The 24989-nt window shown below is 41.1% G+C and carries 27 protein-coding genes; 20 read left to right on the top strand and 7 right to left on the bottom strand.

All coding sequences use genetic code 11. From position 1 onward, the window contains the following. Positions 1–322: 322 nt before the first annotated feature. From NFU46_RS20220 to hslR, 3 genes are all read right to left on the bottom strand, one after another. On the bottom strand, positions 323–1861 hold the full coding sequence (locus NFU46_RS20220; RefSeq protein WP_055199452.1) for a phosphoenolpyruvate carboxykinase: 1539 nt from the start codon (positions 1859–1861) through the stop codon (positions 323–325). 277 nt (positions 1862–2138) lie between these two features. Beyond that, a complete protein-coding gene (gene hslO / locus NFU46_RS20215; RefSeq protein ID WP_251604440.1) occupies positions 2139–2984 on the bottom strand; it encodes an Hsp33 family molecular chaperone HslO in 846 nt (281 codons plus the stop codon). 12 nt (positions 2985–2996) lie between these two features. Beyond that, on the bottom strand, positions 2997–3419 hold the full coding sequence (gene hslR, locus NFU46_RS20210) for a ribosome-associated heat shock protein Hsp15 (RefSeq protein ID WP_370316790.1): 423 nt from the start codon (positions 3417–3419) through the stop codon (positions 2997–2999). A gap of 206 nt (positions 3420–3625) precedes the next feature. Between hslR and gspC the strand changes: the two genes are divergently transcribed. From gspC to NFU46_RS20145, 13 genes are all read left to right on the top strand, one after another. Beyond that, on the top strand, positions 3626–4567 hold the full coding sequence (gspC, locus tag NFU46_RS20205) for a type II secretion system protein GspC (RefSeq protein ID WP_251604437.1): 942 nt from the start codon (positions 3626–3628) through the stop codon (positions 4565–4567). Between the two features lie 22 nt (positions 4568–4589). Further along, entirely contained in the window at positions 4590–6653 is a 2064-nt protein-coding gene (gene gspD, locus NFU46_RS20200) for a type II secretion system secretin GspD (RefSeq protein WP_054564049.1), read from the top strand. Further along, positions 6646–8211 (top strand): type II secretion system ATPase GspE, encoded by a 1566-nt coding sequence (gene gspE / locus NFU46_RS20195; protein WP_058584590.1) that lies wholly within the window; start codon positions 6646–6648, stop codon positions 8209–8211. Before gspD ends, gspE begins: the two co-directional genes overlap by 8 nt. 2 nt (positions 8212–8213) lie before the next feature. Beyond that, positions 8214–9449, top strand: coding sequence for a type II secretion system inner membrane protein GspF (gene gspF / locus NFU46_RS20190; protein ID WP_175080952.1), 1236 nt, complete (start codon positions 8214–8216; stop codon positions 9447–9449). 78 nt (positions 9450–9527) lie between these two features. Further along, on the top strand, positions 9528–9947 hold the full coding sequence (gene gspG, locus NFU46_RS20185) for a type II secretion system major pseudopilin GspG (protein ID WP_282658500.1): 420 nt from the start codon (positions 9528–9530) through the stop codon (positions 9945–9947). Positions 9948–10002: 55 nt separating this feature from the next. After that, entirely contained in the window at positions 10003–10602 is a 600-nt protein-coding gene (locus NFU46_RS20180; RefSeq protein WP_054564053.1) for a prepilin-type N-terminal cleavage/methylation domain-containing protein, read from the top strand. Beyond that, positions 10602–10976, top strand: a complete 375-nt coding sequence (gspI, locus tag NFU46_RS20175) for a type II secretion system minor pseudopilin GspI (RefSeq protein ID WP_054564054.1) — start codon at positions 10602–10604, stop codon at positions 10974–10976. Before NFU46_RS20180 ends, gspI begins: the two co-directional genes overlap by 1 nt. Beyond that, a complete protein-coding gene (gspJ, locus tag NFU46_RS20170) occupies positions 10976–11623 on the top strand; it encodes a type II secretion system minor pseudopilin GspJ (RefSeq protein ID WP_251604434.1) in 648 nt (215 codons plus the stop codon). The genes gspI and gspJ overlap by 1 nt, the downstream gene beginning before the upstream one ends. 2 nt (positions 11624–11625) lie before the next feature. Next, positions 11626–12621, top strand: a complete 996-nt coding sequence (gene gspK / locus NFU46_RS20165) for a type II secretion system minor pseudopilin GspK (RefSeq protein ID WP_063528134.1) — start codon at positions 11626–11628, stop codon at positions 12619–12621. After that, positions 12618–13829 (top strand): type II secretion system protein GspL, encoded by a 1212-nt coding sequence (gspL, locus tag NFU46_RS20160; protein WP_175083518.1) that lies wholly within the window; start codon positions 12618–12620, stop codon positions 13827–13829. Before gspK ends, gspL begins: the two co-directional genes overlap by 4 nt. Beyond that, entirely contained in the window at positions 13826–14299 is a 474-nt protein-coding gene (gene gspM, locus NFU46_RS20155; protein WP_175083517.1) for a type II secretion system protein GspM, read from the top strand. Before gspL ends, gspM begins: the two co-directional genes overlap by 4 nt. 3 nt (positions 14300–14302) lie before the next feature. Next, complete coding sequence (locus NFU46_RS20150; protein ID WP_175080947.1) at positions 14303–15061, top strand: type II secretion system protein N; 759 nt, start codon at positions 14303–14305, stop codon at positions 15059–15061. 19 nt (positions 15062–15080) lie between these two features. After that, positions 15081–15695, top strand: coding sequence for a YecA family protein (locus NFU46_RS20145; RefSeq protein WP_251604430.1), 615 nt, complete (start codon positions 15081–15083; stop codon positions 15693–15695). Here the strand turns inward: NFU46_RS20145 and NFU46_RS20140 are convergent. Beyond that, positions 15692–15895 (bottom strand): hypothetical protein, encoded by a 204-nt coding sequence (locus NFU46_RS20140; protein WP_054564061.1) that lies wholly within the window; start codon positions 15893–15895, stop codon positions 15692–15694. The genes NFU46_RS20145 and NFU46_RS20140 overlap by 4 nt on opposite strands. Then, positions 15895–16254, bottom strand: a complete 360-nt coding sequence (locus tag NFU46_RS20135; protein WP_251604427.1) for a hypothetical protein — start codon at positions 16252–16254, stop codon at positions 15895–15897. Before NFU46_RS20135 ends, NFU46_RS20140 begins: the two co-directional genes overlap by 1 nt. A 278-nt stretch (positions 16255–16532) precedes the next feature. On the opposite strand from NFU46_RS20135, the gene ccoG reads away from it, so the two are divergent. The 5 genes from ccoG to NFU46_RS20110 all read left to right on the top strand — a co-directional run bounded on the left by ccoG (position 16533) and on the right by NFU46_RS20110 (position 20827). Then, positions 16533–17963: a cytochrome c oxidase accessory protein CcoG gene (gene ccoG / locus NFU46_RS20130; protein ID WP_251604425.1), complete on the top strand. Its 1431-nt coding sequence runs from the start codon at positions 16533–16535 to the stop codon at positions 17961–17963. Positions 17964–18027: 64 nt separating this feature from the next. Then, the gene (locus tag NFU46_RS20125) at positions 18028–19002 is read left to right on the top strand and encodes a serine/threonine protein kinase (RefSeq protein WP_058584582.1); all 975 of its coding nucleotides are present in this window, start codon (positions 18028–18030) and stop codon (positions 19000–19002) included. 30 nt (positions 19003–19032) lie between these two features. After that, positions 19033–19656, top strand: coding sequence for a thiol:disulfide interchange protein DsbA/DsbL (locus NFU46_RS20120; protein ID WP_251604423.1), 624 nt, complete (start codon positions 19033–19035; stop codon positions 19654–19656). Between the two features lie 18 nt (positions 19657–19674). Continuing rightward, positions 19675–20313 carry a thiol:disulfide interchange protein DsbA/DsbL gene (locus tag NFU46_RS20115; RefSeq protein WP_251604419.1) on the top strand — a complete coding sequence of 213 codons (639 nt, stop codon included), beginning with the start codon at positions 19675–19677 and terminating at the stop codon, positions 20311–20313. A 61-nt stretch (positions 20314–20374) separates the two neighbouring features. After that, a complete protein-coding gene (locus NFU46_RS20110) occupies positions 20375–20827 on the top strand; it encodes a DUF523 domain-containing protein (RefSeq protein ID WP_058584579.1) in 453 nt (150 codons plus the stop codon). A 2-nt stretch (positions 20828–20829) separates the two neighbouring features. On the opposite strand, the gene trmA is transcribed toward NFU46_RS20110, so the two are convergent. Continuing rightward, positions 20830–21927, bottom strand: coding sequence for a tRNA (uridine(54)-C5)-methyltransferase TrmA (gene trmA, locus NFU46_RS20105; RefSeq protein ID WP_251604416.1), 1098 nt, complete (start codon positions 21925–21927; stop codon positions 20830–20832). 164 nt (positions 21928–22091) lie between these two features. Here trmA and NFU46_RS20100 point away from each other — a divergent pair, with 164 nt between their 5' ends. Together NFU46_RS20100 and murI are read left to right on the top strand one after the other, a co-directional pair. Next, positions 22092–23210 carry a DUF5610 domain-containing protein gene (locus NFU46_RS20100; protein WP_175080942.1) on the top strand — a complete coding sequence of 373 codons (1119 nt, stop codon included), beginning with the start codon at positions 22092–22094 and terminating at the stop codon, positions 23208–23210. 66 nt (positions 23211–23276) lie between these two features. Continuing rightward, positions 23277–24071, top strand: coding sequence for a glutamate racemase (gene murI, locus NFU46_RS20095; protein WP_251604407.1), 795 nt, complete (start codon positions 23277–23279; stop codon positions 24069–24071). Here the strand turns inward: murI and NFU46_RS20090 are convergent. Continuing rightward, the gene (locus NFU46_RS20090; protein WP_054564068.1) at positions 24034–24513 is read right to left on the bottom strand and encodes an RNA-binding protein; all 480 of its coding nucleotides are present in this window, start codon (positions 24511–24513) and stop codon (positions 24034–24036) included. The two genes, murI and NFU46_RS20090, sit on opposite strands and share 38 nt — an antisense overlap. Between the last annotated feature and the right edge of the window lie 476 nt (positions 24514–24989).

The following is a 24989-nucleotide window of genomic DNA, read 5'->3' as shown; positions in this document are numbered from 1 at the left end:
TCCTTATTGGTAAAAGTAATTGTCCAATTTCTTTATACCGTACTCACTATATTTGGGGGAGGAGTCCATACATCTCCTACAAGTACACTTTGCCTAGAGCCTAGAGCCTAGAGCCTAGAACCTCGACCTATCGGCTGATCGCTGAAGGCTGAAAGCTCTGTGATGTGTTGGGTTTCGCTCCGCTCTACCCAACCTACGCCAAACCTTCAAACTTTCCCCTCGCTAACTTTACTCTCGCAACTTGTAACTCATTAACTCATCCTCCAAAAACAAAAACGCCAGCATATAGCTGGCGTTTCTTAATCTGAGGGTAAGCTTGATATTAAGCTTTTGGACCTGCTGATTTGATTGCTTCTGAAACATCGTATTTAGCAAAGTTTTCAGTGAAGTCAGAAGCTAGCTTGTTTGCGTATTCTGCGTACTTCTCTTTATCTTCCCATGTGTTGATTGGGTTAAGAAGTTGGCTGTCTACACCTGGAACTGCAACTGGTACATCTAGGTTTAGAACGTCGATGTGTTGAGTTTCAACATCTGCCAGTTTACCTGATACGATTGCATCAACTACAGCACGTGTAGTCGGGATATCGAAGCGTTGACCAGTACCGTAAGGGCCACCTGTCCAACCTGTGTTAACTAGGTATACTTTAGCGCCGAATTCACGTACACGCTTCATTAGAAGTTCTGCATAAACGCCAGCAGGACGTGGGAAGAACGGAGCACCGAAACATGTTGAGAACGTAGACTCGATGTCGCTTGTTGAACCGATTTCAGTTGAACCTACTTTCGCAGTGTAACCACTTAAGAAGTGGTATGCAGCAGCTTCTTCAGTTAGTACTGAAACTGGTGGTAATACACCACTTACGTCACATGTTAAGAACACAACGGCTTTTGGCTCGCCAGCACGGTTTTCTACTTTACGTTTTTCAACGTGCTCAAGCGGGTAAGCTGCGCGGCTATTTTGTGTCAGGCTTGTATCATGGAAATCTGGTACACGATTTTCGTCAAGTACCACGTTTTCTAAGATTGTACCGAAGCGAATTGCATTCCAAATAACTGGTTCGTTCTTTTGTGAAAGATCGATACATTTAGCGTAACAACCACCTTCGATATTAAATACGCTACCAGGTGCCCAACCGTGCTCGTCATCACCAATAAGGAAACGAGTAGGATCTGCAGATAATGTTGTTTTACCTGTACCTGATAGACCGAAGAATAACGCAGTGTCGCCTGCTTCACCTACGTTTGCAGAGCAGTGCATTGGTAATACACCTTTTGCAGGAAGTAGGAAGTTTTGTACAGAGAACATTGATTTCTTCATTTCGCCTGCGTAGCGCATACCAGCTAGTAGTACTTTACGTTGTGCGAAGTTGATGATTACAGTGCCGTCACTGTTAGTGCCATCACGCTCTGGGTCACATACAAATGAAGGTACATTCATTACCTGCCACTCAGGGAAGTCAGCAGTATTGTATGTTTGAGGTTCGATAAACATGTTTTTGGCAAAAATATGATGCCATGCAGTTTCTGTTGTAACTACAACTGGTAAATAGTGCTCAGGATCAGCGCCAACTTCTAGGTGAGAGATGAAGTGGTCGTTGCTTTTCACGTGTTCTTCTACACGGGCCCATAACGCATCAAACTTGTCTGCATCGAATGGGCGGTTTACGTTGCCCCATTGGATTTCGTTTTCAGTGCTTGGCTCTTGAACAATAAAACGATCTTTTGGAGAGCGGCCAGTGCGTACACCGGTTTTAGCAACAAAAGCACCATTAGCGGCTAGAGTCCCTTCGCCACGACGAATAGCGTGTTCGACAAGTTCAGCTGCTGTAAGATCAACAAAACTAGTAGCGTTTGCAGTCATGTTTATACCTAAATTGTGAGAGATTGAACGGGATAGCTCTGGGGTTCTTAGTTTTCCCTTTTGCTAAAATAATAGTAACAGAAGGATTAGGGATATTCGAGTGTCTGAAGGGCTTAAAAAGGCATATATTTGGCAAAAAACATGAATAATTTCAATGATACCGGTGTCATAAAATGGCGCTTTTTCATGACACCGGTATCATTAGTTTTGATATTTTTTTTAATAAAAAAGCCGCACTGATGGCGGCTTTTAATATAATAATATTTATTATGGTGTATTAATTAAATATGGCTTTAATATCTTGCTCGTTAAAGATGTAATCTTTTAAGCAATAATGACAGCTAATTTTTACTTCACCATTTGCTTGCACGTCGGCAAGTAATTCGTCTTGACCTACATTTACTAATGCAGCAATTGTTTTGTCTCTGCTACAGCCACAATGGAAGCTAATAGACTGTGGTTCGAATAACTGAGGATTATCTTCATGGTAAAGTCGAGTCAGCACAGTGTTGGCATCTAAACCTAGTAACTCTTCATCTTTAATCGTGTTACTGATTGCTTCAAGATGAGTGAAGTCTTCAACTGATTTATCTTTATTTACAGGTAATACTTGCAAGAATAAGCCTGCAGCTTTGGCTGTGTCTGCTGTTACTTCAGTCGCAAACCAAAGACGTGTTTTTAACTGTTCCGATTGCTCAAAATAGTTTTCAAGGCATTTATCTAAGCTATCGTGCTCTAACGGTACAATACCTTGGTATCGCTCACCTTTAGTTGGCGTAATTGTAATAACCATATAGCCATTACCAATTAAGTCTTTTATTGAGCTACCGGTTACTTCACCTTGTAGACGTGCGATGCCTCGCATGTTTTGTTTATCGTCACCATTAATTACTGCATATTTAACAGGGCCGTCGCCTTGTAGTTGAACGGCAATTTCGCCTTCAAACTTTAAAGTAGCTGTTAATAAGCAGGTAGCAACAAGTAGTTCACCTAATAAGGTTTGCACAGGTGCTGGGTAATTATGGTTTGCGATCATCTCTTGATAAGTGTTTTCAATTTGTACGAGTTCGCCACGTACATCGAGCTGATCAAATATATAACGATGAAGTAAATCTTGTTGCATGAGTTGCATTACCTAACTTGATTTCATTTTTAACAGTTCACGTCTTTGCTTCTTATCTGGTTTACGATCAGGATGTGGAGCAAAGAAGCTGTTGTTCTTTCGGGCGATAGCATTTGCTTCGCGTTTCTCAATACTAGCTTGAGTTTCTTGATATAAGGTTTGTGCAATGGGGGCACCTTGACGTTTTTCAAGGATCTTTTCGATTGTCACAACCTTTTCGTCGACCCCTTGTAGCAGTTTTACCACTGCACCTACTTCGACAATTTTGCTGGGCTTGGTACGTTGTCCATTATAATGTACTTTGCCGCCTTGCACCATGTCTCGTGCTATTGAGCGGGTTTTATAAAAGCGGGCAGCCCATAACCATTTATCAAGGCGCACGCTTAATTCGTCTTGTTTGTCTTGCGACTTTTGAGTGTTACCTTTTGACACAATTGTGCTCTTTTAAAGCTGCTTATATATAGGCAAAATTTACCATGAAACTTAATCACAAAGAAATAGTCATAGTTATTCCTTGCAGCCCCTGTTTGTCGAAATTACCTTGTTTACAAAGTTTAATATACGTGCGCTTGTTGAATGAAAAATGAAAAGGTACTATAGGCCAGCTATCAAGCAGTAAATTAAAATAAGAAATAGAGTTTATGGATCAACACTTACAACAAGTTAAACAGTTTTTAAACGGCTTACCTCATGCCAAGCTAAGTGCATTTGTAGTGCTGTTAGTTGTTGTTTACATTGCTTTTTTGTCATCTAAACTGTTTTGGCTTGTGTGGCCAGAACCCGATACAAGAGCACTGCCAGTAACCGGTGTTAACAGCATGGCTAAACGAGTTGAGACAGTCAGCTCTCGCCAAATTATTGAACAAAATCTATTCGGCAAAGTTGTTGTCGAAACTAAGAAACCTGCCGCGAAACAAAATCAAGTCATTAACAACGCCCCTGAAACACGTCTAAGTATTAACCTAACTGGTATTGTTGCGGTCAGCCAAAATGATCAAGCGGGTCTTGCTATTATTGAATCTCAAGGCAAGCAAGAAACCTATGTTGTCGATGATGCAATTAAAGGCACTCGTGCCAAGCTTGCTCAAGTATTACCTGACCGAGTAATTTTAGATGTAAGCGGCCGCTTTGAAACTTTAATGCTGGATGGCCTCGACTTTACTAAAAAAGTCTCTATGCCTGTATTGGCAGAACGTGATGAGTCAGAGTTAACAGCTGGTCCTCAGCTTGTAGAAAATAATGAAATAAATGCGACTGAAGATGAAGATGTAAAAGAAGCTCTTCTCGAAACGCGTGAAGAAGTATTAGACGATCCCGGTAAACTATTTGACTACATTCGCGTCTCTCAAGCGATGGTTGATGGCGAGTTAGTGGGTTATCGCTTAAGCCCAGGTAAAGATCCTGCTCTATTCAAGCAGATGGGACTAATGAATAATGATTTAGCTATTGCGATTAATGGCTATCAATTAAATGATTTGAAACAGGCAATGTCAGCAATAAACGAATTACGAAATAGTACTGACGCAAGTATCACTATCGAACGCGATGGTGAGCAAATTGATGTGCAATTTAGCCTGCAATAACTAGCTTTGGAGTTTTTATAGAATGGTTCACGCGCTACACCTCACAAAAATCAAAAAAGGGTTAGCTAAATATGCAGCGCTTTTTTTATTAACAGGATTATCGCTTTCAGTATCTGCTGTTGAGTATGCGGCTAATTTTAAAGGCACTGATATTAATGAATTTATTAATATCGTTGGTAAAAATCTAAATAAAACTGTCATTATTGACCCGAATGTGCGCGGTAAAGTCAATGTGCGCAGCTACGAGCTAATGGACGAGAAGCTTTATTACCAGTTCTTTTTAAATGTACTTGAGGTTTATGGTTATTCAGCTGTAGAGATGGATAACGGTATTATCAAAATTGAAAAAAGTTCTGACGCTAAAAAGTCGAACGTACCGCTGATCACTGAAGATAACCAAGCCAGTGGCGATATGATGGTGACACGTGTTGTACGTGTTAAAAATGTAAGCGTACAAGAGCTTGGCCCTCTAGTTCGTCAATTTAGTGATCAAAAAGATGGCGGCCACGTTGCTAACTTCAATGCAGCAAACGTGATGATGTTGACCGGTCATGCCGCGTCAGTTAACCGTTTAGTTGAAATCATTCGTTCGGTTGACCAAGCCGGTGATAAGCGTGTTGATATCGTAAAACTTAAATTTGCTACCGCTGACGATGTAGTGTCGGTTGTTGAGAATATTTACAAAGATGGTGGCAAAGGGAGTGTTCCTGAGTTTTTAATCCCTAAAGTTGTTGCTGATGGTCGTACTAACAGTGTGATTGTCAGTGGTGAAGCACAAGCGCGTACACGTGCTGTTGAATTGATTAGCCGTTTAGATGGTGAGCTAGAAAACCAAGGTAATACAAAGGTTATCTATCTTAATTACGCCAAAGCAGAAGACCTTGTAAAAGTATTGCAGGGCGTAAGCAAGACATTAGCAGAAGACGCGCAAGGCGGTGCAACAAAAACTCGCTCACGTAATCAAAACGAAACAAGCATTGAAGCACACCCAGATTCAAACTCACTCGTAATCACTGCACAGCCTGACACCATGCGTTCGCTTGAGCAAGTTATTGAACGTCTTGATGTTCGTCGTGCTCAGGTTTTAGTTGAAGCTATTATCGTTGAGGTGTTAGAAGCCGATGGTATCAACTTAGGCTTACAGTGGATTTCAGAGCAAGGCGGCATGATGCAGTTCAACAATGGCACCACAGTACCTGTTGGTTCGTTAGCTGTTGCTGCTGAACAAGCGCGTGATAAAACGATTGAAGGCACGGTAGTCGGTACTGAAACTGGCACTGTGACAAGTACCTCTGAAACACAAGAAGGTGACTTAACAGCACTTGCTTCACTACTTGGTGGTATTAATGGTCTAGCAATGGGTATTGTTAAAAATGACTGGGGTGCAATTATCCAAGCTGTTTCAACGGACACTAACTCTAATATTCTTGCTACGCCGTCTGTAACGACCATGGATAACGAAGAAGCATCAATGATTGTTGGTCAAGAAGTACCTATTATCACAGGTTCGCAAACAGGCTCAAATAACGCTAACCCATTCCAAACAGTTGAACGTCAAGAAGTGGGTGTGAAACTGAAAGTAACACCACAAATCAATGATGGCTCAGCAGTTCAATTAACGATTGAACAAGAGGTTTCAAGTGTAAGTGGTGCGACTGCGGTTGATATTTCAGTAAACAAACGCGCTATTAAAACTACGGTTATGGCTGATGATGGCGGCATGGTTGTACTTGGCGGCTTGATTGATGAAGACGTGCAAGAAAGTGTTTCTAAAGTACCATTATTAGGTGATATTCCGGTACTTGGTCATTTATTCCGCTCAACCAGCACGAGTAAGCGCAAGCGTAACCTGATTGTATTTATTCGTCCTACCATTGTACGCGATGGTATCAGCATGAATAAATTGAGCCACTCGAAATATAACTTTATTCGTGGCGAACAACACAAGCAAAAAGAAGATGGTATTGATTTAATGCCGTTGACGGATGCACCAATTCTTCCTGAATGGAATGATGCCTTGATATTACCGCCAACGTACGAAGAGTACCTAAAACAACAAAACGCGAATGAGCGCAACGATGACTAATGCAATTACAGAAATCAATGATGAGCTAGCGTCAGAAGTGCCGGCAAGTCATGATGAGCTACTAACAAGCGATGATCTTGTTAGCTTGCCAACCAAGCGTTTGCCATTCTCGTACGCGCGTCGTACAGGCGTATTATTGAGTAAAGATCAGGATAACTGGACTGTGTATTATCGCGGTGAGTTAGATGTTGATGCTTTACTTGAAGTACGCCGTATTGCGGGTCATGGTTTTTCGCTAGAACAATTACCTGATGACAAATTTGAGCTGTTGCTTGAAGCTTCTTATCAGCGTGATAGTTCTGAAACACAGCAAATGATGGAAGATATCGGCAACGAGGTTGATTTATTCTCGCTTGCAGATGAATTACCGCAAACTGAAGATCTACTAGCTGGTGATGACGATGCGCCAATCATCAAGCTGATCAATGCGATGCTGAGCGAAGCAATTAAAGAAGGTGCTTCAGATATTCATATCGAAACCTTCGAGCAAGAGCTAGTAATTCGCTTTAGGGTTGATGGTGTATTAAAAGAAGTATTAAAGCCGAACCGTAAACTCGCTTCACTGTTAGTGTCGCGTATTAAGGTTATGGCAAAACTAGATATTGCTGAAAAACGTATACCGCAAGATGGTCGTATTAGTTTACGTATTGCTGGTCGTGCCGTTGATGTGCGTGTATCGACGATGCCATCAAGCTTTGGTGAGCGTGTTGTGCTACGTCTACTTGATAAAAACAACGCGCGCCTGAATCTAGAAGATTTAGGTATGACTGAGCGTAACCGTGAATTGTTTGCTGATTTAATCAGTAAGCCACACGGTATTATCTTAGTAACCGGTCCTACGGGTTCTGGTAAAAGTACCACCTTGTATGCGGGCATGAGCCAAATCAACTCACGAGACCGCAATATTCTTACTGTTGAAGATCCAATCGAGTACGAGATACCAGGTATTGGTCAAACTCAGGTAAATACCAAGGTAGATATGACCTTTGCCCGAGGTTTACGTGCCATCCTTCGTCAAGACCCTGACGTTGTAATGGTCGGTGAGATCCGTGATCTTGAAACAGCACAAATTGGTGTGCAAGCGTCATTAACCGGTCACTTGGTTATGTCGACACTGCATACTAATACAGCTGCTGGTGCTATCACGCGTATGGAAGATATGGGTGTAGAGCCTTTCTTACTGTCATCATCGTTACTCGGTGTATTGTCACAACGTCTTGTACGTACTTTATGTAATAGCTGTAAAGAAGGTCACATTGCTGATGAGCGCGAGTGCCAGTTATTAGGTGTCAATCCTGCTGAACCGCCAACAATTTATCGTGCAGTTGGTTGTGAAGAGTGTAACTTTAATGGTTATCGCGGTCGTACGGGTATTCATGAGTTGCTGGTTGTTGATGAAACAATTCGTGAAATGATCCACAGCGGTAAAGGCGAACAAAGTGTTGAGAAGTACATTCGTAAACATAGCCCAAGTATTCGCCAAGATGGCTGTAATCGCGTACTTGCAGGTCGCACTACCTTAGAAGAAGTCTTGCGTGTAACACGTGAGGAAGGTTAATCATGGCAGCATTTGAATACCGTGCCCTTGATGGCAGAGGTAAAGAGAAAAAAGGCATTCTTGAAGCCGATACGGTAAAGCAAATCCGCCAAACTTTGCGCGATCAAGGTTTAATGCCTTTAGAAGTTGTTGCTGCTGCAGAAGGCGAAAAGCAAACTACTGGGGCAAAGAGCTCTTTATTTGGTAGCTTCTTTAAACCAAAAATTTCGACTTCAGATTTAGCATTAATCACTCGTCAGCTCGCAACCTTAATCCAGTCAGCATTACCTGTTGAAGGGGCTGTCATGGCGGTGGCTGAGCAGTGTGAAAAGCCGCGTTTAAAACGTATGCTGATGGCTGTACGTTCAAAGGTTGTTGAAGGTTATACCTTAGCAGATGGCATGAGTGAGTTTCCGCATGTATTTGATGACTTGTACCGTGCCATGGTGGCAGCCGGTGAAAAATCAGGTCACCTAGACCAAGTTTTAAATCGTTTAGCTGATTACACGGAACAACGTCAGCATATGCGTAGTCAAATCACACAGGCAATGGTTTATCCAACCATTCTGGTGGTATTTGCTATTGCGATTGTCTCTGTATTGTTAGGTACTGTGGTACCAAAAATCTTGAAGACCTTCGAAAAATCAAAACAAGTATTACCCTGGACTACCGAATGGGTAATGGCTGCCAGTAATTTTGTGCAAAACTACTGGTTTATTAGTTTAGTCATTATAACTGTGTTAGCTGTGGCCATTAAGCAAGCGCTTAAGCAGCCGCATATTCGTTACTGGTATGACGAAAAAGTGCTGCATTTACCGGGCATTGGTAAGGTAGCACGCGGTGTTAATACGGCGCGTTTTGCTCGAACTTTAAGTATTTTATCGTCAAGCTCAGTGCCACTACTTGAAGGGATGCGTATCTCAGGTGGTGTACTGGCTAACGAAAAAATGAAAAAGTCAGTGCAAGATGCTGCAACACGTGTGAGTGAAGGGGCGAGTCTTCGTGCTTCACTTCAGCAAACCAAACTTTTCCCACCTATGATGCTGCACATGATAGCCAGTGGTGAAAAATCAGGTGAACTTGAGCAAATGCTTGAGCGTGCTGCAAATAACCAAGATCGTGAGTTTGAGAGCATGGTAAACGTGTCTCTGAAACTATTAGAGCCCGCGATGATTGCTTCAATGGCGGTAATTGTATTGTTTATTGTTATGGCAATACTACAGCCGATTATGGCAATGAATAAGGCTGTAGGTCTTTAAATTAGGGAACACTAGAGCAATTAGCAGCTAACACTGCCGCTCTATAATAAATTTTTGAAGAAAGTTAGAGGTATTTTTGTGAACAAACAGTCAGGTTTCTCATTACTAGAAGTCATGGTAGTACTGGTTATCATCGGTATGATCATGTCAATTGTGGCGCCAAATATCATGGGTCAGCAAGAAGAAGCTGCAATCGATAAAGCGCACTTAGATATTCAACAAATTGAAGATGCGTTAAGCTTATACAAGCTTAAAAACAAAGCGTATCCAACCACAGAGCAAGGCTTAGAAGCGCTAGTAAATAAAACAAGCATTGAGCCAATTCCAAAGCGTTTTCCTGATGGCGGTTTCCTTGAGAAATTACCAGAAGATCCATGGGGTAACCCTTACCAGCTAATCAGCCCTGGAGAAGTTGGTAAAATTGATATCTTCTCAATGGGTCCTGATGGTGAAGCAGGTACTGATGATGACATCGGTAACTGGGATGAAGAAAAGTAATAATGCCTAAATTCAGCCAACTGAACAAAGCTTATACACATCAAGGCTTACTATTATGGTAAGCCTTGGTCGTTTGCGTTTGGCTGGCCGTGCTAAGCACGCGAAAGGGTTTAGCCTCATCGAAATATTAATGGTGCTCGTGGTGATTGGTTTTGTCACCAAAATGGTTGCCTACAGTTTTGATGGTGGTGCTGAAGAAGAACTCGAAAAACAAGCGCTCAGATTACATACTACGATTAATATGGCGTCTGAGTTTGCGATTTTAAATCAGGTTGAGCTGGGTTTTCATCTTGACCAAGATACATTTGAATTTTTAGTTTTTGACGGTGATAAGTGGGTTACGTTTGACCGTGAAAAATTGTTTGCCCCAATTAAGGTTGATGAACGCTTTAAGCTCACTCTTAACCTTGATGATTTAGCCTGGGCACAAGATAACTTATTAGAGCAGTCAAACTGGCGTGAATTAATGAGCGGTGGTGACGAAGACAGCCTACTTGAGCTACAAAAGCTCAAAATACCGCAGGTACTTATTTTATCTTCTGGCGAAGTCAGTGCGTTTCAATTGGTTTACGAGCTTAAAGAAGAGCGTGAACCGCAATATTTTATCGAAGGCGAATTTATGGCCCCGGTAAAGTTTCGTATGGAGCCTGAATAATGAATAAGTCAGCAGGTTTTACCTTACTTGAAGTGATGGTTGCACTGGCTATTTGTGCAATGGCCGGTATTGCCGCAATGCAGGCAACCGGTGAGCATATTAATCATCTTTCGTCGATTGAAGAGCAAACTTATGCTTCTTGGGTTGCTGAGAACGTAATGGTTGAGCAACGCGCCAAAGGCGATAAATGGACAGGCAAAAATGGCGTTAAAGGTACTGAAACGCTCGCTGGTTTTGAATGGTATTGGCGTCAGGACGTGGTTCCTACTGCTGATAAAACCTTTGTAAAGGTCACCATTAATGTGTTCGCCGATGAAAAACTTGAATACCCAGTGTATGAGCTTTCTACTTATTTGAATAAAGGTGATAAGTAGTGAAGCAACGTGGTTTTACCTTACTTGAAGTGATTGTCGCCATGGGCATCTTAGCCTTTGTGGTGTTATCGACCCATCAAATACTGGATTCGACAACCAAAGCAAAAGAAGCCTCAGACGAGACAATTGCTGAGTTAAATGGCTTTCAAACTTTATTTCGTTTGATGGACCAAGATTTTAGTCAAATGACTAAACGTCAGGTGCGTAACGAAGCTGGTGATTTTCAAGACACGTATGTGTTAGCTGGTCGCTATATTCTTGATAGCCAATACGATGGTATTGGTTTTGTTCGTGATGGTTGGGTTAACCCAATTAACTTACTGCCGCGTTCTGAACTGCAAGCGGTTGGTTATCGCGTTATCGATGACAAGCTTGAGCGAGTGTACCGGGTGTATGTTGATCAACTAGATAACATGGAACCGCGTTCACAAGTCATTTTAGAAGACATTGAAGACCTTAAATTTGAATTTTTAGATGACAAAGATGAGTGGCAAGAACAGTGGCAAATTAAAGCACTGCCAAAAGCGGTGGCCGTCACTATTCAAAAAATAGAACAGGAACCCATTCGTCGAGTGTTTTTAGTGCCAGGTGAAGGCAAAGTCACTGCCCAAGCAAATAATGGTAATAATAACGGAACGGGTGGTTAGCTATGACTACTATTAAACGTTCTAAAGGTGCTGCGCTTGTTATTGTGCTATTTATTGTGGCGCTAGCAGCTATGTTAGCCGTTGAGATGAGTGCTAATTTAATGGTGCAAGTGCAGCGCAGCAGCAATATTCAAAACCATCAACAGGCTAAATGGTATGCCTTTGCAGCTGAAGAGCTGGCAATTAAAGCACTAAAACAAACTAAAAAAGATGATCCTGATAAAACGCATTTAGAGCAAGTCTGGGCACAGCAGGGTGGAGTCCCTTACCCGGTTGATAATGGTACCTTAAGTGGCACAATTACAGACTTACAAGCATGTTTGAATTTAAATGCATTGCATGTAAAGCCAGATCAACAAACGGATCCAAATAATAAAACGAACCCAGCACATAAGGCATTGTTGGCATTATTAGAAAATATTGAAGACTTGCCAACCGATGAGTCTGAAGAAGCCATGGCCGATAGCGTGTTTGATTGGTTAGACGCTGATAGCATTACCTATCGTTCAGGTGCAGAAGAAGATGAGTATTTATCTCGACAATACCCATATATGACGGCAAATAGCTATTTTGCTTCGACGTCAGAACTTCGTTTAGTAAAAGGCTTTAACCCACTCGTTATGGAGAAACTTTTACCATTTGTGTGTGTTATTCCAGGTAGTGAGTTATTACAAATCAACGTTAATACACTACCTGTAGAAAGTGCCATTATATTAAGCTCGCTTATTGATGGCTTAAGTCTTTCAGGCGCTGAAGCGGTATTATCATCACGTCCTCAAGATGGTTATGATGATTTAGAAGCATTTTTTGAAGAGGTTAATCAACAAGGCGCACAAAATGTGAAAGCCGTTGAAGACCTATTCAGTATCAACAGTGAATATTTTAAACTACAAACGCAGGCTGAATTTGCAGAACTGCGTTTTTCGATGACCACCTTACTCCATGCCACTAATGGTACAGTAACGATACTGGCGCGAAAATTTGGAGGCGTACAGTGACAGAGATATTGTTGATCCGTACGGGTCAAACATTAAAAGACAGCCTTAACTGGCTAATTTACTCACCAACAGAACAAGAAATAATTGCTAGCGGCGAAATTGCCAATGCAACACAACTTGGTGAGCTAACAGAGAGAGCACAATCACGGGAAGTGGTTGTACTACTACCAAGTGATCAAGTACAACTAAAAACGGTCGCCTTGCCAACCAAGTGGAGCCGCAAGTTAGAGCAAGCACTTCCTTACATGCTAGAAGAAGAAATAGCCTGTGATGTTGATGACTTATTCATAGCGATTGCAGAGCCAACACTTATTGATGAGAAGCACGCGATTAATATCGCGATGACCGATCGTGAATGGTTTGAGCAATGGCTGGCTGAGTTCAATGAGCATGGCATCGAAGTATATAAAATACTGCCGGATGCTTTATTGTTACCTGATGTCGATGACAACACTCAGTTACGCGCTATTGAGCTTAATGGTCAGTGGCTATGTAAGCAGGGTAACTGGCATATTGCCGCTGTAGAGACAAATTGGCTTGCTGGCTATTTAACAGCATTAGGTAACCCTGATGTTGCACACTTTAGCCCTGCAACGGCTTTTCCTGATACGGTTAACCTTAGTGCTCAAACGCAGCAATACGATTTACCTTTAGCCTTATTTGCTAAGCAGTTACCTGAGGTGAAATTCAACCTTCGCCAAGGTGTTTATCAGCTTAAGAAGAAATCAGCAATTTGGTGGGGCTATTGGCAAAAAGCAGCTATTGCAGCAGGTGTTGCATTAGTTTGCAGTGTTGGTGTTAAGTCGCTTGAGCTTTATAAGTTAAATAACCAGCTTGAAGCGGCAAAAGCTGAAGTGGTTGCTAATTATCAGCGTGCTTTTCCAAATAAAAAAGTGCGTCCTCAGCTTATTCGTAGCCAAATTCGCAGCGAACTTGCATTGATAGAAAGTGGCAGTACAGCTGGCTTCTTAGATTTGACTAACGATCTTGTCTCTATTTTTAGTGAAGTAAAAGACTTCACACCAGAAACGCTTCGCTATGATCAAGGTCGTAACGAATTACGTATTCGTGCGCGCGGCAAAGATTTCCAGTCATTTAGTAAAGTAAAAGCAATTTTAGAACAGCGTGGCTTAACCGTAGATCAAGGCTCGCTAAATAATGATGGTGATTTTGTCGTTGGTGAAATTAAGTTACGAGGTGCGGCATGAAAAACCAAATAATCAATTATTGGCGCTCGTTAAAAGAACAAGAGCAGCAACTTGTAATGGTTGCAGGTGGTGTGTTTGTTATTTTTGTGCTGGTTATGGGGGTCTTTCGTCCACTTAACACGGCTATCGAAAAAGCAGAGCAAGACACAATAAAACAACAAGAGCTGCTAGCATGGGTTGATGAAAGTATTGTTAAACTTAAAGCGAGTGGTAACGCACGTAATACGAGCAGCCGTAGCTTAAGCCAAATCGTTAATAGCACCCGCAATCGTTATCAAATTATCATTAGCAAAATGCAGCCAAATGACAATTCACTTCGTTTAACCATTGACTCTGTTGAGTTTAATAACCTTGTTGAATGGTTGGATGAACTGGTTAATTCACATGGTGTGCTAATCGAGAATTTAGATTTAAGTAAAGATGACAAATCAGGCTTTGTGCGTGTAAGTCGTTTGGTACTAGAGAAGTAAACGATGAAAAGAGTTATTTTATTAATCACAGTGTTTGTGATGTGTTTTTTGGTGTTTACGCTGGTAAAAACACCCGCTGCCGTTGCACTTGATTTAGCTAAGCCGCATTTACCAAAGCAATTACAATTAGGTAAAGCCAGTGGCACGCTATGGGACGGTCGCATTATGCAGGTACGTTTTGATGGTGAGCAATTAAATAATGTGCGTTGGCAGTTATCGGGCTGGTCACTGTTCACAGGTAAATTAGTGGGTACGGTACGCTTTGGTGATCCTCGTGATAAAGCGGATATTTCAGGTCATGGTGACTTTACATATGGCCTCTTTAACCAAGCCATCACTGTGAAAAAGACTACTTTACGCTTAACGGTTGAACGTGCCATGGAGCGTTTACAACTCCCTTTGCCGGTTAGTGCGCAAGGTCGTGTGATTGTAGATTTAGATGAGTACAGCTCAGGCGAGCCATACTGTGAAAGCCTAAGCGGCGAAATCGCGAGCCCGAACATTGATGTGAAAGGAATGAATAACTGGTTTAGCATTGGCCCTCTGAGCGGCCGTTTAAGCTGTAAATCGGGAGATGTAGCAGTACTTGTTGACCCTGAGAACCGTTTAGGGCTTGAAGCTGATGCAGTATTAAAAGCGAATCTTGATTTTAAAGTTGCTGGTTATATTAAACCTGAAGCAAGCTTACCAAAAGAAGTGCATGATGCAGCTAAGTTTCTTGGTCGTCCTGATAACGAAGGCCGTTATCCGCTTAACTTTTAAATTGGATTAATTGAACAGTATGCAATTACCTGAGTTTTCAAAGCAGCAAAGTGAGCTTTTAAGTCAGTTTTTAGCGCAGCATCAAGACGCACTTAGCTTGGCACAAACGCAAGGCTACTTATTTGCGGTGATCTGTGCTCCTGAGCCGCTTGATGTTCACCAGTGGTTAGAAGAGGTTGCACCTGGCTCTGATGGGCAAATGGATGAGCAAGTGCTGTTTGCATTTATGGCCTTGTATCAACAGATCAGCGAACAAGTATTCGAAACGGGTTTTACATTACCTGTGAGCCTACAGCTGAGCTCTCAAGGGCAGCAATACTTAGACATTCAAGAATGTCAGCATTGGAGCCAAGGCTTTATGCATGGTGCACAAGGCTACGTTAACAAGCTATTAAGCGCGCCACAGTTAGCGGATGATCTTAAAGAGGCGTTGGCTAGTGCACTGCAAAGCTTAGGCTTTTTTACCCTTGAAACGAGTGAAATTGCAGCCCTTGCAACTGATAATGATCTATCTGAAGGACAATTATGCCAGCAGCAGTATGAAGTTATGAATGAATTCGCCGCTGGCTTTGCTGAGCTAATTGAAGTCGTTGCTGTAAATAGCCAGCTATATAATGATGAGGGCTGGAACTAACCCAGCTCCAATAGGATGTCTGTGCAACCTTTGGCACAGCTTACAACGCCTTTACCTGGCTGATCAGTCTTCAAATTTAAGGTAAGGGCGCCTTTACATACTTCACAGTATAAGGTTTGCCCTTTGCCCAGCTTTTTTAGCATATTGCGTTGTTTGGCAAACGAGTCGCTGGTTTTTTTGTTTAAAGCTGAAAAGTCCATTACTTGTTTAGCCTTTCTTCAAGTGCGTTCGAGACAATACTGCATACGCGGTTTAAGCGTTCGCCATAAAAATATAAGTTAATATCTTTTTCACGGCAGTAGCGTAAGTGAAAAACTTGCAGTTTATCGTCTGAAGTAAATGTCTCTTCAATATATTCGTGTTCTGAATTAGATAAATTCAGCTGTGACTTAATATTAGTTTTAGCCATATTCGCCGCAGGGCTACGGTTAATTTTACTAGCATCAGAAAGCAATGACACTCCATCCCCTAGTAACCTTTCTCTTGGCTCTTTGATCAAAGGATGATCAATCGTGAAAAGTGCTAAAATAATAAGCACTAAAATAAGAAATTTTTTCATAGCACAATAATCTTTGATCTAAATAAATATGGTCTAAGTGCAAGTTTAATAAAATGGTCGTTTTAAAAGCAAGCAGATAAGATTAAATAATTAAAACGTCGTATTTTCGATCAATCCCTGAAATTTTCTATAGATTGAGTATAATGCTCTATAGATTTAAAGTTTCAGAAATCTTTGAACGTAATGAGATGTATTCTGATTTGCTTATTTGGCACAGAGAATCTCTTACTGCAAACATATGTTTGAGTATTATTTCCTAGTGGCGTTGAGGAATTTTAATGGATAAACAGATTAAGGTTAAAAATATCCCAACGGAAGTAAAAATCCAGAAACCGGAAAACGCTTCCCTCGATGATAGATTTAATCCACGTAACCGTATTTATGTCCGAGCTGTAACGGGTTTACACCAACTGTTAAGGCAACGAATTGGTTTTGTCGGCATGCTTGCATTTATGCTACTACCTTGGATTAACTTCCATGGCCAACAAGCTGTGTTGTTCGATTTGGTGGGGCAAAAATTTAACATTTTTGGTTTAACCCTCTGGCCACAAGATCTGACTATCCTTGCTTTCATTTTAATGTTGGCAGCGTTTGCGTTGTTCTTGGTGACGACCTTTTATGGTCGGGTCTGGTGTGGTTACACCTGTCCGCAAACCGTTTGGACCTTCATTTTTATTTGGTTTGAAGAAAAGTTTGAAGGCAGCGCAAATCAACGTAAAAAACTAGATCAACGCCCGATGGACTTTGATAAGTTTTGGCGTAAAAGTGCTAAACACGGCAGCTGGTGGTTATTCTCGCTTTATACCGCATTTACTTTTGTCGGCTACTTTACGCCAATCCGTCAGCTACTGCCTGATCTGTTTACCCTTGATGCAACAGCGTATTCGTATATTTGCTTAGCCGTATTTGCAGTGTGTACCTATGGTAATGCCGGTTGGATGCGCGAGATTATGTGTTTACACATTTGCCCATACTCACGTTTTCAATCAGCTATGTTCGATAAAGATACCTTTACCGTGAGCTATGACGAAGCACGTGGTGAAAGCCGTGGTCCTCGTTCACGTAAGCAAGATCCAAAAGAGCTCGGCTTAGGTGATTGTATCGACTGTAACTTATGTGTGCAGGTGTGCCCAACGGGGATCGATATTCGTAACGGCCTACAATATGAGTGTATTAACTGTGGTGCATGTATCGATGCGTGTGATGGAGTGATGGATAAAATGAATTACCCACGCGGGCTCATTTCTTACACTACAGAACGTAACTTAGAAACGCCAGACAACAAAACACATGCACTGCGCCCTAAGTTAATTGGCTATTTAGTTATCTTAGTAGTGCTAACAGGGGCGCTAGTAGCAAATATTGCGATGCGCAAACCGATGGAACTCGATATTATTCGTGACCGTAACCAGCTATATCGTGTTGACTTTAATGGTTTAGTTGAAAACACCTATACACTAAAAGTAATTAACAAAGCACAGCATGAGCAAACCTTTAACATTCGTGTTGAAGGACTCGATAACTTTGAATACATCGGCAAACAAACATTCACAGTACCTTCTGGCGAATCTTATAATGTGCCTCTGTCATTAGTTGTTGATCCTTATGATTTGAAAAAGCCCATGACGAAGTTTGAGTTCGTACTTTCTGTCGATGGTGAGCCAGATGTGCAGATTTCGCAGCCGAGTAACTTCTTTAAGGCGCGATAATTAAGTACACTGAGCAAATGAATAAAAAGCGGGATTTCCCGCTTTTTTTATATGATGAGGCATTATGAGTAAATTTAGTTTTGTAGACCTTACACCCGATTCAATTTTAGATGCAGTTGAAAGTATCGGTGTTTATGCTGAATCAGGTCTGCTGGCCTTAAACAGCTACGAGAACCGTGTTTATCAATTTAAAGCAGAAGATGGCCATCGTTATGTTGTTAAGTTTTACCGACCAGAGCGTTGGAGTAAGGCGCAAATCTTAGAAGAGCATGCCTTTGCATTTGAGCTTGCCGAGGCCGAAGTGCCGGTTGTTGCGCCTGTTATTATCGAAGGGCAAAGCTTATTTGAGCATAATGGTTATTTGTTTACGTTATTCCCAAGTGTGGGCGGGCGCATTTTTGAAGTTGATAATTTAGATCAACTCGATGTACTTGGCCGCTTAATTGGGCGAATGCACCAAGTAGCTAAGGCAAGGCCATTTGAACATAGGCCTGTGATCAGTTGCGAAGAATACCTTCAGACAGCTAAAGTTCAGTTACAAGCAAGTAACTTGGTGCCAATGGCATTAGAGAATGCCTTTTATACTATTTTAGATTTGGTGATTAAAGAAACCACAGAGCAGTATAAAAATGTTGAAACCATCCGCCTGCACGGTGATTGCCATGCCGGTAATATATTGTGGTCTGGTGACGCGTTAATGTTTGTTGATTTAGATGACAGCCGACAAGGGCCTGCTATTCAAGATCTTTGGATGATGCTCAGTGGCGATCGTAACAACCAACTGTTACAGTTAGACACCTTAGTGGCTGCTTATGAAGAATTTTGCGACTTTGATCACAGCCAATTAAAGTTGATTGAACCACTTAGAGCAATGCGTATGGTGCATTACATGGGGTGGTTGGCAAAAAGATGGGATGATCCTGCGTTCCCACGGAACTTTTCATGGTTTGCTGAAGACAAATACTGGGAGCAGCAAATACTAGCGCTAAAAGAACAGCTTGCAGCGCTACAGGAAGCACCATTAAAATTATTACCATAAATTTTTAAAGTTAATAAAGACGAGAAAACAATGTTTAAAAAATTAAAGTTAAGTCTACTCATTTTATGTTTACCTTTTGCAGCCCTTGCTGCTGATTTTGAAGCAGGTAATCAATACGAAGTATTAAAAGTTGAGAAAAGTGCAGCACCTCAAGTAACTGAGTTCTTTTCTTTTTATTGTCCACACTGTTTTCAGTTTGAACCGGTCGCAAAAGCATTAACTGCAAATCTGCCTGAAGGGACTGAATTTGTAAAAAGCCATGTTAACTTTTTAGGTGGTGTATCTAAGCAAACACAAAGTAACTTAAGCTATGCCTACTTAATTGCTAAGCAACATGGCAAAGGTGAGCAAGTTGCTGATCAAATTTTTAATAGCATCCACAGACAACGCGCTTTACTTAAAGATATGAAAGACGTGAAAGCATTACTTGCAACTAATGGTATCAGTAACGAAGTGTTTGATGCTGAAATTGCAAGCATGCCAGTTATTAGCGCTGAGAAAGCGATGCAAGATAAGCAACAAAAATATACAGAGATGGGTGCTCTTACTGGTGTACCAACTTTTATCGTCAATGATAAATATAAAATTAATTTAAATACCATCAAGAGCCAGCAGATGCTTGATGAGTTAGTCGAATTTTTATTAAAACAATAATTTTGGAGTAATGAAGTAATGATCAAGTTAGTAAAAGCTGTATTAATGGCTGCCACGCTAGGTTTAGCGGCAAATGCCTCAGCTGTTCAATATGAAGAAGGTAAGCATTATGAAACGATTGATGCACGCGCTTCTAAAAAGCCTGAAGTAAAAGAGTTCTTCTCATTCTACTGCCCACACTGTAATAACTTCGAGCCAGTAGTGAAAGAGCTTAAAACACTTCTTAAAGATGGCGTTAAATTCAAAAAGAGTCATGTTGATTTTTCAGGTCCTCGTGACCCAGAAATTCAGACTATCTTAGCGCAAGGTTATGCGACGGCTAATGTGTTACCACAGAAAGACGCGTTGGTAGCCGCTGTGTTTAATCATATTCACGGTAAGCGTGCTCGTATTAACGAACTAGCTGATATGAAAGACATCTTTGTTTCACAAGGTGTATCGGCTGAAGATTTTGATAAGTACTACAACAGCTTCTCTGTACGTACTATGGCGTCTAAGATGAAGCGCGACCAAGAGTATTACCAACAAAAAGGTGCTTTAAAAGGCGTTCCAACTTTTATTGTTAATGGTAAATACCGTGTAATCCTAGGTGCGGATTCAGGTATTAGCGATGCGAAGAGCATGGCAGACTTAATTAACTACCTAGCTGATAAATAAGCTTAGTTAGTTGAATTTAATACAAAGCTCCGTTCGCGGAGCTTTTTTGTTGGAAAAGCAAATGCAAAAACTATTAGTTTCAAGCTGTTTGTTAGGAAACCCTGTTCGTTATGACGGGCAATCGCAAAATTTACTCCATCCTGGTTTAGAAGCCCTTAAACAGCAAGGAAGGCTCGTTGCATTCTGCCCTGAAGTAGCTGGGGGCTTACCTACACCAAGGCCGCCTGCAGAAATCAAAGCGGGTAGAGTACTTACCAAAGATGCGCAGGATGTCACAGTGCAGTTTGCTTATGGCGCAGAACAAGCACTTAAGCTTTGCAAAAAGCAGGGCATTCGCTATGCGCTGTTAAAAGAATCAAGCCCATCATGTGGTCGCAATACTATTTACGATGGTAGTCATTCAGGAAAGAAAATTTCAGGGATGGGATTAACTGCAAAGCTGTTAACCGACAATAATATAGCTGTATACAGTGAGCAGCAGTTGCCAGCGCTATTTGCTGCGCTGGCAGATTGATTTTATTTACGTTGTAAAAACACACCTGATTCGATGTGGTGGGTGTAAGGGAACTGATCAAAAATCGCAAAGCGTTTTACTTCATGGGTTTTGCATAAGTGATCAAGGTCACGTTCTAAGGTATCTGGGTTACACGAGATATAAATAATATTGTCGTAGTTCGCAACTAGGTCACAAGTTAGTGTGTCCATGCCAGCACGTGGAGGATCCACTAAGATTGTTTGGCAGTTATAGCTTTTCAGGTCTATGCCATCTAAACGAGAGAAAGTACGTTCGCCTTTCATTGCTTGGGTGAACTCTTCACTCGACATACGAATGATATCTAAGTTCTCAACCTTGTTCTGTGCGATATTGTATTGCGCTGAGTAAACCGATGATTTTGAAATCTCAGTGGCTAATACGCGGTCGAATGAGCCTGCAAGAGCAATCGAAAAGTTACCATTCCCACAATATAACTCCAGTAAGTCATTACTGAGAGGTTGGCAAAGGGCTTGTGCCCACTCTAGCATCTTGATGTTTACTTTAGCATTCGGTTGCGTAAAGCTATTTTCGACTTGTTGATAAATAAGCTCTTTACCGTTTACGTTTAAACGCTCGATAACATAGTCATTACCAATCACTTCTTTTTGCTTACGAGCACGGCCAATAAAATCAATCTTAAACTGTGTGCTCAGTTTTGCTTTAAGCTCTTTAATTGCTTGTAGCCACTGCTCATCTAGTTGTTTGTGATACAACAAGCTAACAAGGATCTCGCCACTTAAGCTTGAAAGGTAATCAATTTGAAACAGCTTACGGCGAAGAACTTCATTGTCTTTTAAGTTTTCGATCATCGCTTGCATCACTTCACCCACTAAAGGTGCTGCAGGGTCAAACTCATTAACGCGGATCTTTTCTTTAGTTTGTTGATCAAACATGATGTGAAACAGTTCTTCACCTTCATGCCAAACACGAAACTCTGCACGTTGGCGGTAATGAATAGGATCAGAGCCGAACACTTCTAATTTTTCGACCCCAAAACGTCGAAACTGTGAGGTGATGCGCTGCTCTTTCTCACTCAATTGTGCATCGTATTGAGTTGTATCAATTTTTATAACCGCCATGGCTGATTACCTTTTATCTCTTAGCTGTATAACGGCGCTATTGTAGGGAGCGCTGAGGATTTGTCTAGTTTTGTTATTTATTTTGGTGTCGTTTTTTTATACAAAAAACTTAAGTTTTGTGGTTTTTGGCCGATAATGAGTTAACCATAACATGGAGTCGGATCATGAAAATTGGCAACCTAGGCTATATGCCTAATACAAATGTGAATAAATACAATGGTAAACAGGCACTGCAGCAGCCTACCATTCAAAATCGTCAAGATAGTTATCAGCAACGCGGCAGAGAGCTCGCGGCAAAAGTTCTTGATGATAAACTTGCTGAGGCACTAGGTTTACCTAAAGCCGAAGAGAAAAAAGATAAACCCTTGTTCGACTTTGAAGAGATCGTGAAAAACGTACTCGACTTTGTTGGCGGTGCACTTCGTAAAGCAAAAGCTGATGGTGCTGATGATGAAAAACTCAAAGGCATGCTAGGTGATGCACGTAAAGGTGTGCAAATGGGCATCGACGATGCGTACGATGAGCTTAAAGAGTCAGGTATTCTTAACGATGACATCGAAGAGGGTATCGAAAAGTCTAAAGAAGGTATCTTTAAAGGTATTGATGAATTAGAAGAAGACTTGTTCAATCCTAAACCTAATGCGGTTTCAGTAAGCCAAGCTCAATATATCAGCTTAAGTAATAACGCAGAGTACACTTTCACCACCGCTGAAGGTGACGAAGTAAGTATTAGCTTTGCTGATGCATACGAAAGCAAGTCTGCAAGCAGCTATAGCAAAAATGGTGACAACGAAGCCTTTGTCAGTGAGTCTTCGCAATCACGTGATTTATCATTCTCGATGTCGGTCAATGGTGATTTAAATGAGCAAGAGCAGCAAGCTATCAATGAATTGATGAAAGACTTACAAAGCGTTAGCGAAACATTCTTCTCTGGTTCATTAGAAGATGCCTTTGAACAAGCTAAAGAGCTTAACTTAGGTAACGAGCAACTCGTTGGCTTTACGATGGATCTGAAACAAACCAAAACAGTAGCAGCTATCAAAGGGTATGAAGAATATAAACCAGCCCCTGAAAAAGAAGTTGCTGAGAAAATAGCGCCATTTAATGACGACTTGAAACAGGCGTTTAATAAAGCGGGTGACATAGGTTTGCAAAATGAACTGGCTGGCATCTTACAGTGGTTAAACCAAGATAAAGAAGAAGTCAGTAAGCTGGTGGATTACACCAAAGCAATGTTTGAGCAAATGAATAAGCTTCGCTCGGCAACAGAAGAAGAGGCTTAGTCCTTTCTTTCTTTTTATAAAGCTGCATGGCAAACTGCTGACCTTTGATGATCCGAGGTAAGCAGTTTGTCAGTTCATATAATGGTGTTTGATTCTGGTATAGGTGGAACAACCGTACTTGAACAGATCCAAGCATTGATCCCAAATGCTGATTATAGTTATTTTATGGACAATGCTTTATTGCCTTATGGCGCGCAAAGTCAGCAAACGATCATAGCCCGCCTTTTTGCGCTACTACAGTTTATCGAAACAGCAAACTTACACGTTGATATCCTAGTTATTGCGTGTAATACCGCCTCTACCTCTGCCTTAGAAACTATTCGCCAGCACACAAATATAGAAGTTGTCGGGGTAGTACCTGCGATAAAACCCGCTTGCGCTATAAGTAACAGCAAACATATTGGTTTACTGGCAACACCATCAACCATCAAGAGTCGCTATACTGCAAACTTAATTACTACTCATAGCCAAGAGACACAAGTCAGCTTATATGGCTCAACTGAGCTGGTAGAAATTGCTGAAACACTATTTCATACACAGAGACTCAATAAAGCAAAGCTTGAGAAAGTATTGAGTGATTTAGCGATAGCAGAAGATATAGATGTATTGGTACTTGGCTGTACACACTTTCCATTACTAGCCAGCGCGATTAGTGACTACTATAAACAACAGATCTTCCTTATTGACTCAGGCAAAGCGATTGCTAAGCGCGTTGAAAGTTTAATTGCTCTACGAGGCTTTACTCTTACCACAGATAAAAAAAAGCCGCTGCACTATTATGCAACGGCTCCTATTGGTCATTCGCAATTAAGCGTTGAGCTTATTACGCTGACTGATCAGATCCCTCACGAAAGCTGTTAGCTTCGTTCTCTTGTTTTTGTTTTGCTTCACGCACTTTTAAAGTACGTTGTTGGAATTCGCTATCATTTAATTGATTGATTGCTTTATCTGCATCAGCTTCAGCCATTTCAACAAAACCAAAGCCACGACGTTTACCTGTATTTTTATCTTTTAATAAACGTACATTGAAAACTTTGCCTTGTTCTTCGAATAAAGCACGAACAACACCTTCATTAGCACGATAAGGTAGGTTGCCAACATAAAGTGTTTTTGTTTTTACTTCGGCCTCCTCACTTGACGCTGATGAAAGTGCTGCAATAACTAAAGCACCAATTAATAAGCCTGCACCAAATAGCAATGCTGGGTCTAAAGCTAAGCTTGCAAGTGCAAACTTAACAACCACAAAACCTAAAACAGCAAGAATAACGGAGAAAAGAAAAGATTTTTGATCGGGTAATTTCATTTTGATCTACCAATAAACAAGAAATAAACATTAATTTAACATTGTGAACTTGCTATCTTAACGAGTTAAATGAACATAGCAATGAAATTTGCATTAAATTATGAATATTGGCTTAAAAAACAGCCATAATAGCGACCGTTTTTGCTGTTTTCGGTAAATTTAGTTCGCTTTTTGAGCGAACAGTAAAAAGATCGAAAAAAAGTGTTGATCTGTTTTTGGATCTCCCTATAATGCGACCCCACTGACACGGCGGGCAGCAACGAGAAGCGCTGAACAACGTAGCAGAGAGTTAAGTGAAACTTCGGTTTCAAATAATCGAAAGAAAGTTTGAAATTAAGTGTTGACTCGAAAAATTAAGGATGTATTATACGCATCCCTAGCGACAACGTCGCAACGTTCTTTAACAATATAAAGCAATCATCTGTGTGGGCACTCGTACAGATTGAGTTCTAACAGCGAAGCTTAGTTTACTAAGT

The organism is Pseudoalteromonas sp. NCCP-2140 (assembly GCF_023708065.1).
Lineage (GTDB): Bacteria > Pseudomonadota > Gammaproteobacteria > Enterobacterales > Alteromonadaceae > Pseudoalteromonas.
This window is presented reverse-complemented; position numbering and strand designations above follow the sequence as displayed.